This window comes from Candidatus Burkholderia verschuerenii, assembly GCF_001189365.1.
GTDB lineage: Bacteria > Pseudomonadota > Gammaproteobacteria > Burkholderiales > Burkholderiaceae > Caballeronia > Caballeronia verschuerenii.
The window spans coordinates 1-12,921 of record NZ_LFJJ01000166.1; the positions used below are offsets into that span (position 1 = coordinate 1).

Consider the following 12,921-nt stretch of genomic DNA (forward strand, 5'->3'; position numbering starts at 1 on the left):
CGGTTCGATGGGTTTGGCGGGGCGGCGGGAGGTGGGGACTTGAATCGGGTGTTCAGCAAAACCACCTAGCCCGAAGCAAGCGCGGTGGCTCGGATACCACCGCGCACTGCTTTTTAGTCCGCATGCTTCCGATCAAACGCCCAAACCTCCGGAAACCCCATCAACTCGCACATTTCCGAAAACGGATACATCCCGCCGACCGCGCCTTGCGTATCCTTGCGCGCCAGAATCTCGCCATACACGTCCTTAAGCGCCTTGGCGACCGTCAAGAACCCCGAAGCCGGATAAATCGCCAGCCTGAAGCCGAGCTTCTGAAATTCCTCGGGCGTAAGCTGCGGCGTGCGTCCGCCTTCGACGACATTCACCAGCAGCGGCATATCGAAGGTGCGTCCGATCGTCTCCAGTTCCTCCACGCTCTCCGGCGATTCCACGAACAACACATCCGCGCCCGTCTTGGCAAAAGCTTCCGCGCGCCGCAGCGCTTCATCGAGACCGAGCGACGTGCGTGCATCCGTCCGCGCGATGATCTGGAAATTCGCGTCCGTGCGGCTTTCGGCGGCGACCTTGATCTTCTTCACCATGTCCTCGAGCGGAATCACGCGGCGTCCCGGCGTGTGGCCGCATTTCTTCGGAAATTCCTGATCTTCCAGCTGAATGCCTGCCGCGCCTGCCTGCTCGTAACAGCGCACCGTGTGCGCCACATTAAGGAGTCCGCCGTAACCGGTGTCGCCGTCGCAGATCATCGGCGTGTTGGTGCCGCCGCAGAACGCCGTGACGCGATTCACCATGTCGGTGTACGTCGCAATGCCGGCGTCCGGCAGGCCGAGGTACGAGGCGACCGTGCCGAAGCCCGTCATGTAGAGACAGTCGAAGCCCATCGAATCGGCCATTTTCGCCCGACACCATGTCGAAAATGCCCGGCGCGGTGACGAGTTCCTTGCGCGCGAAACGCGCCTTCAATGCCTTGCGTTTGTCCTGATGCGAGACGTTCATATGCTGCTCCTGTCCAGGTAATCGAAGAAAAAGATTCAGTGATGCGATTCGCGCGACAACGACGACGTCGCCAGATCGCCATCGGCGTCGGACGTCGGCGCGATCTCTTCCAGCGAGCGGCGATTGGTCTCGATGCCGAACAGCGCCAGCACCACGGCCATTACGGCGCACGCGCCCGTGATCAGCGACAGCACGTCCTTGATGCCGCCGACGGCATACATCACCACCACGAGTTGCGGCGCGAGAATGCCGGTGATGCGTCTCGCGCAGCCCGCGATACCGTTCGCGCGCATGCGGTTCTCGGTGGCGAAGAGTTCGGGAATGTAGGTCGCGATGCCGAGCGCGACCATCAGATACGTCAGCGTGAACAGCAGGAAGCCGAGCACGGTGGCCGTCGTCACATCGTCGGAATGGCCGTACAGCCAGCCGACCAGCGCCGCGAGCGCCGCCACCGCGATCAGCCCATTCTTTCGGCCAACGCGATCCGCCACCAGCACGCCGAGCAGCGCGCTCGCCGGACCGCCGAGCGACATCAGCGTGGTGTAGCCGAGCGACGACGCGATGCCGATGCCCTGCTTCATCAGGAACGTCGGCACCCACACGATAAAGCCGTAGATGACCATGTTCACCGCGATCTGCACGACGATCGACACGAACGTGCGGCGAATCTGCGACGGCGAAAACAGTTCGAGCATCGAAGTCTTCTGCGGCGCGGCGCGCGGTACATCGGCGACGGGCGGCAGCGGCCGCACGCGCGCGGATTCCTCTTCGGCGGCGCGCAGAATCGCTTCGGCTTCCTCGTAGCGGCCTTTCGATTCGAGCCAGCGCGGCGACTCCGGCATCTTCTTGCGGATCACCCAGACGATCATCGCGCCGATGTCGACCAGCGCGAACATCGCGCGCCAGCCGATCGACGGAATGATCAGATAGCCGAGAAAGGTCGAGACGAACAGCGCCGAATTCGTGATCAGCGACAGATACGCCGACCACTTGCCGCGCACGGCGGGCGGCATGAATTCGCCGACCGAACCGTAACCGACCACGATTTCCGCGCCCAGGCCGAGCCCCATGAAGAAGCGACAGACGATCAGCCATTGCATGTTCGGCGCGAACGCACCCGCGATCGACGCGAGCCCGAACACCGCGAGATTGAACTGATAGGTGAACTTGCGGCCCTTGGCATCGCCGAGCACGCCTGCGGTGAACGCGCCGATCAGCATGCCGATAAAGGTCGACGAGAGAAACGCCGCGTTGAGCTGCATCGTCGACCAGCCGGATTTGGCGAGCGCGCCGAGCACGCCGCCGGCCAGATAGATATTGAACGAATCGAGAAACATGCCGCCGCCGATCAGCCACAGCACGCGCTTGTGGAAACCGGAGATGGGCAATCGGTCCAGCCTGGGGCCGGCGTTGACGGTCATGTCGTGTCTCCTACGGTTGCATGGGTGCATGCCGCTTCGGCGGCTATCCGTTCTACGACTTCTATCGATGCGGGCGGATTCGTTTCAGCCGGACGCGTGCTCCCGGTCGTAGCGGTCGAGCACGGCTTTTTCGGCGGCGAGGATATGGCAACGCGTGATTGCTTCGGCCCACGCGACATTGCGCTGCTCCAGCGCCGAGACGATTTCGAAATGCTGGCGCGCGCTGCGTTCGCGATCCTCGTCACCGTAGGTATCGAAGGTCCACTTGATGAGCGGCGTTTCCTTCATCGATCGAAGCGAGCGGTCGAGGCGCGCGTTGTTCGCGGCGGCCGTGATGATCGCGTGGAATTCGCCATTGGCGGCGAACCATGCTTCGCGCAATTCGGGCGTCGAGGCGTGCTGGGTGATGGACATCATCGCGTCGGCGAGGGCTTTCAGGCGTGCGATGTCCGCGGCGTCGATATGCAGCGCGGCGCGCCCCGTCAGATGCGGTTCGATCAGCAGACGCGCCTCGAAAATCTCACGCGCGTCCTGCAGCGTCCACGCCTTGACGCGCACGCCATAGTTGGGACGCGTCTCGACCCAGCTTCGGCGTCCAGCCGGCGCAGCGCCTCGCGCACCGGCGTGCGGCTCACGCCGAGGCTTTTCGCGAGCTGTTCCTCGCGCAAATACTGGCCCGCGCCGTAGCGGCCGGTCGCGAGCGCATCCTTGATGGCGGCATACACGTCGTCTCCCGAGCGCGGTGCTTCGGGCGGGATTGTATGCAAAGCTTGCTCTGGATGGGCCATTTTGGGTCCGTTTTCATGCGCGTACCGAAGAATTGTATGCAATGTGGGCGCGCTGAAACTTGGGGTTTCCCCGCGAACCGGCTACTTTTTGTGCTTCGCCATGTAGGTGAGATAGGCGATCACGTCGTCGATATCGCGCTCGCTCATGGCGTTGCGGTCGAAGCCGTGCATCTTCATGTCGGGCCACGCGCGGATCGAGCGCGGATCGCGGATGAACTGCTTCAGCACCCACGGCTGGAAATATTCGGTCGGATTGTGCGGCAGGTTCAGGTCCGGTCCCATCGATGCATCGCCCGCGCCGTTCATCTTGTGGCACGCCATGCATTGCGTCGCGAACAGCGCCTGTCCGCGGCGAATCGGCGAGGTCGCGGGCACGTCGCTGCCTACCGCGATTTGCGGCCATCGCACGGCGGGCGGCGTGGCGGTGCGGATCGAATCGACCTTGTACGGCCATTGCTCGCTCTTGATGTTCGATGCCGCCGCGTTCGTCCAGACGACGTAGAACGGGCCGATATCGCGCGGCCACGGCGCATCAGATGGCTCGATCGCGAGCCACGCTTGCGCATGCGGCGCTTTCGACTCGGCCATCAATCGCGCGGGAAGATGCGTGACGAAGCCGTCGGTGCCGGTAATCTGCACGTCGCTTTTGTCGGGCAAATGCGCGGCATCGAGCAGCGCGCGCAAGGGCACGGCGCGATACGTCATCGTACGATGGAAGGCGGCGTCGTTCGGCACGTGAATGGTCGTCGCATCGGGGCGCGCGAGAAGCTGTTCGGTCGTAAAGGTCTGCTTCGTGCCGATATCGACGGACAGGTTCGCGGCAATGGCGGGCGAACCAGTCAGTAAAAGGGCGGCGATGGCGAGCGCGGATCGGATGGTCATGGGCTTGCTCGTTCAGGGGGCGGAAGCGATGGTACGCGAGAAGCGGTTCGTTTTCGTGGGTATACCGGTTGCTGTGACAAACGCATGAACCCCACACGATCCGGAGCCTCCATGAGCCCGACGCACGCGCTGCCTTTCGATTCCGCCTACGAACAGATACCCGACGACAAAGCCGACACCACGCGCGAACTCGCCGACACGATGCGCACCATCGCCGAGACGACTTACGCCGATTCCGGCCACGGCTGGCGCACGGTCCACGCGAAAAGCCACGGTTTGCTGATCGGCGAGTTCGAAGTCCTGCCCGATCTGCCGCCCGAGCTTGCGCAAGGCATCTTCACGCGCGCGGCGACCTTGCCCGTGGTGATGCGGCTGTCGACCAATCCCGGCGATGTGCTCGACGACAAGGTTTCGACGCCGCGCGGTCTCGCGATCAAGGTGATCGGCGTCGACGGCGCGCGTCTGCCGGGCAGCGAAGGCGACGTCACGCAGGACTTCGTGATGATCAACGCGCCGGCCTTCACGGCCGCCACGCCGAAGAAGTTTCTGAGCAATCTGAAGCTGCTCGCCAAAACCACCGACAAGGCGCCCGGCGCGAAGAAGGCGTTGTCGGCGGTGTTGCGCGTGACCGAAGCGGCCATCGAAAAGCTCGGCGGCGAAAGCGGCACGATCAAGAGTCTGGGCGGGCATCCCGAAACGCATATCCTCGGCGAGACCTTCTATACAGCGGTGCCGCTGCTTTACGGGCAGTACTTCGGCAAGCTCAGCGTGGCGCCGGTATCGCGCGCGCTGACCGCGCTGACGGACGCGCGTATCGAACTCGCCGGCAATCCCGACGGTCTGCGCGATGCCGTCAGCCAGTTCTTTTCCAGCAACGACGGCGCGTGGGAAGTGCGCGTGCAACTCGCGACCGATATCGACGCGATGCCGATCGAAGACGCCTCCGTGCAGTGGCCCGAAGACGCGAGCCCGTATGTGACGATCGCGCGGATTCGCGTGTCGCCGCAATCGTCGTGGAGCGCGGAGCGTGCCAAACGCATCGACGACGGCATGGCGTTCAGCCCGTGGTATGGCGTGACGGCGCATCGGCCGCTTGGCGGCGTGATGCGCGCGCGCCGGATGTCGTATGAGATGTCGTCGAATTTTCGCGGCGAACGCAACGGCTGCCCGATGCACGAGCCAAAGCAAGGCGACACGCTTTGAGTCAGTCGATCTGCTTCTGCCAGAACGCGATCACGCCGCCAACCAGCGCCACGCCGATCAGAAAGTAAAAGCCGTCGAGCGCGCTCAGGAAGCTTGCCTGTTGCGCGACGGCGCGGCTCATTTCGACCATCGCGAGGCTTTTGGCCTGGCCTGCGGCATAACCGAGTCCTTCGAAGCCGCTGCTCAGGCGTTCGTACGCGCTCTGAAATTCCGGATTGTAGGGATTTACCGCTTCGACCAGCCGCGTCTGATGCAAGGCCACGCGATGCTGCTGAAGAATGATCATCGTCGCCGTCGAGAACGAATACGTCAGTTGCTTGACGATATTCTTGAAACGATAGCCGTGGTTATATTCCTCGATGGCGAACACGCGGAACGTCACGTTCGCCACCGGCAGCGCGATAAACAGCAACAGTGCGCCGCGTAGCACGAGCGGCGCGATCAGCCACGGCATGCTGACATCGGGCGGCATATGCATCATCCATGCGCCGACGAAGGCGGCGACACGATGCCCGCACGAAACGTCTTCTCGCGCAATGCGCTCAGCCGCAATAACGGCTTCGGATAATGCCACTGATGCCAGACGAACCACGCCAGCGCGATGAGTCCCGCCGCCGTCAGCAACACGAGTTCTGGCGATGTGCTGAACAACTCGAAGCGCACCTGCTGCATCACGACCTGCAACGCGCCCTGCACGAACGCGAAGCAGATGTACGGCCAGAAATGGGCATCGCCGCGCGCTTCGGGCAATACGTGGCCCGAGTGCGGCACGGCCAGCCACGCGAACACGCCGAACACGGTGCACGTAAACAGCGCGCGCCAGCCGAATCACGCGACGAGATATGCGCCGATCAGCGGCGCGAGTCCGCTGCCGATCAGGATCATGAAGAGGAACAGCTTGACCGCCATCGGCCGCCGCTGCGGCGTGAATTTCTTCTGGATGAAGATGCGGCACGCGCTCATCATCGGCCCGATGAAATAGCCCTGCACGCCGCGCGCGAACGCCAGTTCCAGCGACGATTCCGACAGCGCCGCCACCACGCCGCCCGCCGCGAACAGAAACAGGCAGCCCGCGAGATAACGCCTGAAACCGATGCGCTCGATCCACCATTGCTGCTGCAGGATGCCGAGCACGGACATCACCGCATACGCGCTCGACGACCACACGAGTTCGTCCGTCGATGCGTTGATGCCGCCCGCGATATAGCTGGTAAAGAAGGAAAAGATCGAATTATCGAAATAATCGAGACCCGTTGCGAGCGCGATGGCCCACGGGAAAAAATCGTCTCGAATACGCGCCGCGACGGACTGCGCGCGACCCATCGATGCGGCTGTCATTTCGCGGCATCCTCTTTGCTTGCCGGCTTGCGACGCTTGCGCGCGAGGCGCTCCTTGAACAGGTCTTCCTGTTTTTCACCGCCGATACGACGCTGGATGTAGTTTAGGTCATCGCTCAGCTCGCGACGAACCGCTTGTGCTTCCTTCAGTTCGCGGCGCACGGCGGCGATGCGCGCATCGACCGATTCGATTTGTTGCGACAACGCGCTCTCTATTTCGCGCAACGATGTCATGGAATAACCGGAGCGGCCATCGTGGACGGCATCGAGCGGACGCTTGAGGATTTCGGTAATGCCCTCGAGCGAAAAGCCGAGCGAGCGCAGGCGCAGGATGCGGGCGAATTTTTCGAGATCCGCCTCGCTGTAGAGACGATAACGGCCTTCGCTGCGGCTCGGCGTGACGAGGCCGCGTTCCTCGTAGTACTTGAGCGTGCGCGGCGTGACGTCGAGCCGTTCGGCGGCGTCGCGGATGGTGAGCAGATCGGGCTTTTGCGATGACATGGCGCAGTCCCACGTACAGAAGACGACAGTATAACGCAAACCTGTACGTTCACGTACAGGTTTGCGGAAACCGCAAAACCGCTTCGCTCCCCTGAATGGGGCGCGATGATAGACTTGAATGATCATGCGGGCCGCGCGTTTTCAAGACGGTCCGCTCGATCCACGACTAAAGAAGAAACGCATGAACAAACGATTTTCGATGATCCGCGACTTTCACCTCGCCGACTGGTTCACCCTCGGCAACGCGATTTGCGGAACCGGCGCGCTGTTGTCGTCGATGTCCTATCTCGACGACAACGACGTGCTGCATATCTATCTGGCCGTCGGTCTGGTATTTCTGGCGCTGGTGTTCGACGTGCTCGATGGCCGCATCGCGCGGTGGCGGCAGAAGGCGTCGCTATTGGGCAAGGAACTGGATTCGCTCGCCGACGTCATTTCGTTCGGCGTCGCGCCGGCGATCATCGCGTATGGATGCGGCATGCGCGGGCTGTACGACCGCGTGATCCTCGCGTATTTCGTCGCGTGCGGCGTGTCGCGATTGGCGCGCTATAACGTCACGACCGAGGAAATGTCGGGCGGCAGCGGCAAGGTCACGCATTTCGAAGGCACGCCCATTCCGACATCGTTCGCCATCGTGCTGATGCTGGGCGTCGCGGGCTACTTCGGCGCGGTCGGCGAGAATCTGTGGTTCGGCGTCTGGAAGTTCGGCGGCTTCACGCTGCATCCGCTGGTGCTGATCTACGCCATTTCGGGCTCGCTGATGATCAGCCGTATCCGCATCCCGAAGCCCTGAGCGCGCCGTTTCAAACAAAAGCGCATGCAGCCGCGAGGCGCATGCGCTTTTTTCATGCCGTCACGCGTCGGCCGATCAGCGCATAGTGCGCGAGCGCGAGCAGCGGAAACGCCGTCGCGAGCAGGGCGACGAAGTGCCAGCCGCCGCTTTCGTAGATACGGCTCGCGAACGCCGAACCGCACGCGCCGCCCACGAAAATACTCGTCACGTAGATCGCGTTCAGGCGATTGCGGCTCACCGCGTGCAGGCCGTAGATTTCGCGCTGGCCGAGCACCATGTTCATCTGCACCGCGAAGTCGAGCAGCACGCCCGTTACGACCAGCGCGCCGACGCCCCACGCCGGATGAATCATCACCGGCAGATACGCCAGCGCCGCGAGCAGCAGCGCGACGAAGGTGGCGGGCACGGTATGCCCGGCATCGGCGAGACGGCCGGCGATGGGCGCGGAGCTCGCGCCGATTGCGCCGATCAGCGCGAACAGGCCGATCTGCGTTTGCGTGAGGCCGTAATGGCGCGTGAGTTCGATCGGAATCGCGGTCCAGAACAGGCTGAACGACGCGAACATGCAGCCCTGATAAAACGAGCGATGCCGCAACAGCCGCATGCCGCGCACCAGATGCCCGAGCGAGCCGATCAGTTGGAAGTAGGTCGCCTGATGGCTCGGCTGACGCTGCGGGATGGTCAGCACCAGCACCACGGCGATAAACGCCATCAGCACGGCGGCCGCGCCGAACATCGCGCGCCAGCCGAAGTGTCCGGCAACCACGCTCGCGATCGGCCGCGACAGCAGGATGCCGAGCAACAGGCCGCTCATCACCGTGCCGACCACCTTGCCGCGCGATTCGTCGGGCGCGAAATGCGCGGCCAGCGGAATCAGAATCTGCACCGCGACCGACGAAAACCCGATCAGCAGCGAGATAAAGAGGAACCAGCCCGGCGTGTGCGCGAACGCGGCCGCCGTCAGGCTGCCGATGGAAACGATCACCGTGGCGATCATCAGCTTGCGGTTTTCGAGCAGATCGCCGAGCGGCACCACGAAGAACAGTCCGAGCGCGTAGCCGATCTGCGTGAGCGAGACGATCAGGCTCGCCGTGCCGCTCGCCATGTGCAGGTCCGGCGCGATGAGTTCGGTGATCGGTTGCGCGTAGTACAGATTGGCGACGATCGCGCCGCAGCAGAACGCGAACAGCGCGATCAGGCCGCGCGTGAGTTCGACGTGCTGCGTCCCGGCGCGCTCGGCCGATGGTCGAGCGGACATGGTTTTTCCTGTGTGATTTCCCCGTGTAGCGACACGAAGGATACGCGTTCAGGGAAAACCCTGCAGACCGCCGCTCACGGCTGCACGCGATGCTTATAGTCGTGCAGCGTTTCCTTGACGTAGTTCCAGTAGCGGTCGTCGTCGGGACGCAGGCCCATTTCGCCGTTCCGGTACGCGATGGCGAGCGCCAGATTCGCCTCGGGCAACTCGGCGTGCGCCGAACGTTCGAGCCACGACAGCGCCTGCGCGTCGTTGCCGCGTTCGCGATAAACGTTGGCAAGCTGAAATTGCGCCTGCGGCACGCCGTGACGCGCCGCCAGCGTCAGCCAGCGCACACCTTCGTTCGCATCGCGCGCGACGCCGTAGCCGTTGCGATGGATCGACGCCAGCCAGTACGCCGCCTGCGCGCCCGCCAGCGGCGCGTGGCCTTCGTGGTCGTCGTCATCGTGGAGAGCGGGCGTCGCGGGCAGCGTGCGCGCCGCGCGTTCCAGCCAGCGGCGGCTTTGCGCGTAATCCGGCGGCGCGCCCGCCGCGCCCTCGAAGTACACGCGGCCGAGCAGCAGTTGCGCATCGGCGTCGCCGTGATCCGCGCTGCGTTCGAGCCAGCCGATGCCCTCGCGCACATGCCGCGCATCGTGGCCGCCGACCAGCACCGCGCCCAACGCCAGCGCGGCGGCGTCGTTGCCGGCCCACGACGCGACGCGCAGCTTCGTCATCGAGGTCCGGTCGTGGGTCGAGAGCGCGCGCACGCGCCACTCGTCGATATCGCGCGTGGGCGTGCGCGCGGCCGTGAACATCGCCGCCGCGTACGCGACGACGATGACCGATGCGCCGATCGAAAGGGCGCGCTTCATCATTGCGACAGATCGACCGCGTAGGTCGCGAGGCCCTTGCCGGTGCCGTCGTCGGCCTGAATCTGCGTGACGTTGGCGATGCCCTGCGTCTGCGCCAGCGATACCAGATTCGGCGCCGACTTGAACGTGACCTGACCGGCCGTGCCGACCTTCGTGAAGCGCCAGCTCCGGTCGATGCCGTTGGTTACCGACGTCATCGACTTGATCTTCTTGATGTAGGAGATCAGCACGTCGCGGTTCGCATCCGGCGATGCATAGATCGTCTTGCTGCCGTCGAGACCGGGGAAATTGCCGCCGCCGCTCGCGCGATAGTTGTTGGTCGCGACGATCAGCGCCTGATCGCTCGCCACCGGCGTGCCCTTGTAGCTCAGGTTCTTGATGCGGCTGCCGACCGGTTGCGTCACGTCGATTTCATAGCTGAAGTCCTTCGACGAGATCACGTCGAAGTTGTAGCCCGGATAGTTGCTGACCAGCGCCTGCGCCGTGGTCTTGGTGGGATCGATCTGGTTGAAGCGCTGCGCGGCGGTTTCGAGCCAGCCCTTGAGATCCGCGCCCGTGACCTTCACCGCGTAGACCGTGTTTGGATACAGATACAGATCGGCCGCGTTGTTGATCGCGACATTGCCCGCCGAGACATCGGTGAAATCCGTGCCGCCGCCGAAACCGCTCTTGAACGGCGCGCTCACCGACAGCACCGGAATGCCCGCGTATTGCGGCAGATTCGCCGCGATGTAATCCGACACGTACTGCGCCTGCGCCTGATTGACGATCTCGATGGCCGACACGTCGCCGACATCGGCGAAGTAGGTGGTCATGCGGAAATCGGTCGAGCCGATCGGCGTCTTCACATAGTCGATGGTCGCCTGATGCTCGGCGGCGATCGCGGCGGACACGCTCGGATCGGCGGCGACGTAGCTCTTGTCGGCGTTCTGGATCGCGCGCGCCTCGACCTTGGTCGCGTTCTTGTCGATGACCCACGCGCCCTTCGAATAGGTCAGCGACAGCGACACCACGCCCAGATGCTTGCCCCAGAAGTTGGCCATCACGGTCGGCACGCCGTTGACCGTGCCCGGCCGATCATCAGCACGTCGATGCCCGGCACGGTCGAGAGGTAATAGCTGCCGTTTTCCATCGTCGGCGAATAGGCGGAGTTGTCGAGCCCGCCGTGCGACAGCGCGACCACGATCTGCGCGCCTTCGGCCTTCATCTGCGGCACGTATTTCTCGGCGCTTTCCTTCAGGCCGTTCGTATACACGTTGCCTTCGAGATTGCGCTTGTCCCACGACATGATCGCGGGCGGCGTGAAGCCGATCACGCCCACTTTCACCGGCGCGGTGACGGTCTTGCCGTCCGGACCCGTCGCCGTCACCTGCTTTTCGATGATCGTGTACGGCTTGAAGATCGGCTGCGCGCTTTTTGCGCCCATCACATTGGAGAGCACCAGCGGAAAGGTCGGCCCGGCGCACACCGCCTGCTGCGCGACGGGCGGCAGATTCGGCACGTCGAGCTTGCTGCCGGTGACTTGCGCGAGGAACGGCAGGCCGTAATTGAATTCGTGATTGCCGATGGTGCCCGCGTCGTACTTGAGCGCGTTCATCACCTTGTAGACGGCGAGCGTGGTCTGACAGCTCACCGGCGATACCAGCGCCTGATAGTCGGCGAGCGCGGTGCCCTGAATGGTGTCGCCGTCGTCGAGCAGCATCGTGTTGGGGAATTCCTGGCGCGCGGCGGCGATCAGCGTCGCGGTGCGCTCGAGACCGATCGACTTGTCTTCGGCCAGTTTGAAGTAGTCGTAACTCAGCACGTTGGTGTGGATGTCGGTCGTCTCGAGCATCGCCAGCGTTGCCTTGGTGCCGTCCGCGATGGCGGGCGTGGCGGGCGCGTCGTCGTTGTCGTGTCCGCAGGCGGCGAGCATCGCCGTCGATGCCAGCAGCAGTCCCAAAGCCTTGTTGTGACTCGTCATCCCTCTGTTCTCCGCTCTCGTCGTGCCGCGCGCTGGCGGGGGCCGGGGGCGGCTTTTAATGGAAGAGGAAAGGTTAGGTAAGGAATGTGACAGCAGCCCGATACAAGAATGAATTATTAGGCAAAGGCTGAATCAGGTAATTCCGACGCATATTAAAGCGGCTGCCTGGCCGCTTTTTTCCGATGCGAACCGTCAAGTTCATGTTCACCCGGCCGTTTACATGCGTATGAAAAGGCGCGGCCTGTCCGGCGCGCCAACGCCCCCTTGCGCCGCGCTCGTGCTGTACGCGCGCCGGACGGGGATCGTGAACAACAGTAACTTCGACCCATTGACTGCAATGCGTTTCCATCGCCTGACCGCGAGCCTCGCCGGAATCGTTTCGGCCGCGCTCGTCTCGATCTCGCCCGGCGCGTTCGCCGACGAACCGCCCGTCGTCCCGCTGACCGGCGGCAAGCTGCTGCTGACCGGCGGCGTTTCTCAAGTCGAAGGCGCGGCGGGCGGCGGCCTCGTGCCGTGGGCCGTTATCGGCGGCTACGGCTCGGCGCAGCAGATCGGTACCGACGTGCACGGCACCTACGTCCACACGCAGGATTACGCGCTCGGCACCTACGGCGTGCTGGTGGGCGTGGCCAATCGCGTCGAATTTTCGCTGGCGCGCCAGACCTTCGATAGTCTGGCCTGCAAAATTGAATTTGCCGGAATGGACCCAACGACGCAGTCTGGTGCAGACGTAAACGCACATCTCAGCCAGGTCTGCAGCGCACGAGTAGAGGTTGAGGCATGACGTTGAGCTGAAAACGCGCCCACGCGAGCAGCAAAAAGAATATAGGGCCAAGGCCCAGACGAACGATCGCGCGCAGCAGCCAGCGCAGGTTGTAGCCGGCCGCACACAGCACCGCATGCAGCGCGTCGCCGGTTTGCCCCTTGA

The 12,921-nt window shown here is 63.6% G+C and carries 10 protein-coding genes and 4 pseudogenes; 3 read left to right on the forward strand and 11 right to left on the reverse strand.

The window, feature by feature from the left end:
• Positions 1 to 113 precede the first annotated feature (113 nt).
• The 5 genes and pseudogenes from BVER_RS22180 to BVER_RS22195 all read right to left on the reverse strand — a co-directional run bounded on the left by BVER_RS22180 (position 114) and on the right by BVER_RS22195 (position 4,084).
• Positions 114 to 993, reverse strand: a pseudogene (locus BVER_RS22180) (isocitrate lyase/PEP mutase family protein).
• A 35-nt stretch (positions 994 to 1,028) separates the two neighbouring features.
• Positions 1,029 to 2,414 carry an MFS transporter gene (locus BVER_RS22185; RefSeq protein ID WP_050455119.1) on the reverse strand — a complete coding sequence of 462 codons (1,386 nt, stop codon included), beginning with the start codon at positions 2,412 to 2,414 and terminating at the stop codon, positions 1,029 to 1,031.
• 84 nt (positions 2,415 to 2,498) lie between these two features.
• Entirely contained in the window at positions 2,499 to 2,972 is a 474-nt protein-coding gene (locus tag BVER_RS22190; RefSeq protein ID WP_269750789.1) for a GntR family transcriptional regulator, read from the reverse strand.
• Complete coding sequence (locus BVER_RS35315; RefSeq protein ID WP_269750790.1) at positions 2,912 to 3,202, reverse strand: GntR family transcriptional regulator; 291 nt, start codon at positions 3,200 to 3,202, stop codon at positions 2,912 to 2,914. The genes BVER_RS22190 and BVER_RS35315 overlap by 61 nt, the downstream gene beginning before the upstream one ends.
• An 81-nt stretch (positions 3,203 to 3,283) precedes the next feature.
• Complete coding sequence (locus BVER_RS22195) at positions 3,284 to 4,084, reverse strand: c-type cytochrome (RefSeq protein ID WP_050455120.1); 801 nt, start codon at positions 4,082 to 4,084, stop codon at positions 3,284 to 3,286.
• 111 nt (positions 4,085 to 4,195) lie between these two features.
• Here BVER_RS22195 and BVER_RS22200 point away from each other — a divergent pair, with 111 nt between their 5' ends.
• Positions 4,196 to 5,287 carry a catalase family protein gene (locus BVER_RS22200; protein WP_157056169.1) on the forward strand — a complete coding sequence of 364 codons (1,092 nt, stop codon included), beginning with the start codon at positions 4,196 to 4,198 and terminating at the stop codon, positions 5,285 to 5,287.
• A gap of 1 nt (position 5,288) precedes the next feature.
• On the opposite strand, the pseudogene BVER_RS22205 reads toward BVER_RS22200, so the two are convergent.
• Positions 5,289 to 6,625: pseudogene (locus tag BVER_RS22205) on the reverse strand (MFS transporter).
• Positions 6,622 to 7,125: a MerR family transcriptional regulator gene (locus BVER_RS22210; protein WP_050455122.1), complete on the reverse strand. Its 504-nt coding sequence runs from the start codon at positions 7,123 to 7,125 to the stop codon at positions 6,622 to 6,624. Before BVER_RS22210 ends, BVER_RS22205 begins: the two are co-directional and overlap by 4 nt.
• Positions 7,126 to 7,306: 181 nt before the next feature.
• On the opposite strand from BVER_RS22210, the gene pssA reads away from it, so the two are divergent.
• The gene (pssA, locus tag BVER_RS22215; RefSeq protein ID WP_050455126.1) at positions 7,307 to 7,918 is read left to right on the forward strand and encodes a CDP-diacylglycerol--serine O-phosphatidyltransferase; all 612 of its coding nucleotides are present in this window, start codon (positions 7,307 to 7,309) and stop codon (positions 7,916 to 7,918) included.
• A gap of 52 nt (positions 7,919 to 7,970) precedes the next feature.
• Here pssA and BVER_RS22220 read toward each other — a convergent pair whose 3' ends face one another.
• The 3 genes and pseudogenes from BVER_RS22220 to BVER_RS22230 all read right to left on the reverse strand — a co-directional run bounded on the left by BVER_RS22220 (position 7,971) and on the right by BVER_RS22230 (position 11,993).
• A complete protein-coding gene (locus BVER_RS22220) occupies positions 7,971 to 9,176 on the reverse strand; it encodes an MFS transporter (protein WP_050455123.1) in 1,206 nt (401 codons plus the stop codon).
• A 74-nt stretch (positions 9,177 to 9,250) separates the two neighbouring features.
• Positions 9,251 to 10,033, reverse strand: a complete 783-nt coding sequence (locus BVER_RS22225; RefSeq protein ID WP_050455124.1) for a tetratricopeptide repeat protein — start codon at positions 10,031 to 10,033, stop codon at positions 9,251 to 9,253.
• A pseudogene (locus tag BVER_RS22230) lies at positions 10,030 to 11,993 on the reverse strand (bifunctional 2',3'-cyclic-nucleotide 2'-phosphodiesterase/3'-nucleotidase). The gene BVER_RS22225 and the pseudogene BVER_RS22230 overlap by 4 nt, the downstream one beginning before the upstream one ends.
• A 304-nt stretch (positions 11,994 to 12,297) precedes the next feature.
• Here BVER_RS22230 and BVER_RS22235 point away from each other — a divergent pair.
• On the forward strand, positions 12,298 to 12,777 hold the full coding sequence (locus BVER_RS22235) for a DUF3034 family protein (protein WP_232316711.1): 480 nt from the start codon (positions 12,298 to 12,300) through the stop codon (positions 12,775 to 12,777).
• Here BVER_RS22235 and BVER_RS30485 read toward each other — a convergent pair.
• A pseudogene (locus BVER_RS30485) lies at positions 12,737 to 12,921 on the reverse strand (IS5/IS1182 family transposase); the annotation flags it as partial. The gene BVER_RS22235 and the pseudogene BVER_RS30485 sit on opposite strands and share 41 nt — an antisense overlap.

Excerpts from the sequence above, each read along its gene's own strand:
- BVER_RS22210 (WP_050455122.1), bottom strand. The coding sequence starts at position 7,125 with ATGTCATCGCAAAAGCCCGATCTGCTCACCATCCGCGACGCCGCCGAA.
- BVER_RS22195 (WP_050455120.1), bottom strand. The coding sequence starts at position 4,084 with ATGACCATCCGATCCGCGCTCGCCATCGCCGCCCTTTTACTGACTGGT.
- BVER_RS35315 (WP_269750790.1), bottom strand. The coding sequence starts at position 3,202 with ATGGCCCATCCAGAGCAAGCTTTGCATACAATCCCGCCCGAAGCACCG.
- BVER_RS22225 (WP_050455124.1), bottom strand. The coding sequence starts at position 10,033 with ATGATGAAGCGCGCCCTTTCGATCGGCGCATCGGTCATCGTCGTCGCG.
- BVER_RS22185 (WP_050455119.1), bottom strand. The coding sequence starts at position 2,414 with ATGACCGTCAACGCCGGCCCCAGGCTGGACCGATTGCCCATCTCCGGT.
- pssA (WP_050455126.1), top strand. The coding sequence starts at position 7,307 with ATGAACAAACGATTTTCGATGATCCGCGACTTTCACCTCGCCGACTGG.
- BVER_RS22200 (WP_157056169.1), top strand. The coding sequence starts at position 4,196 with ATGAGCCCGACGCACGCGCTGCCTTTCGATTCCGCCTACGAACAGATA.
- BVER_RS22220 (WP_050455123.1), bottom strand. The coding sequence starts at position 9,176 with ATGTCCGCTCGACCATCGGCCGAGCGCGCCGGGACGCAGCACGTCGAA.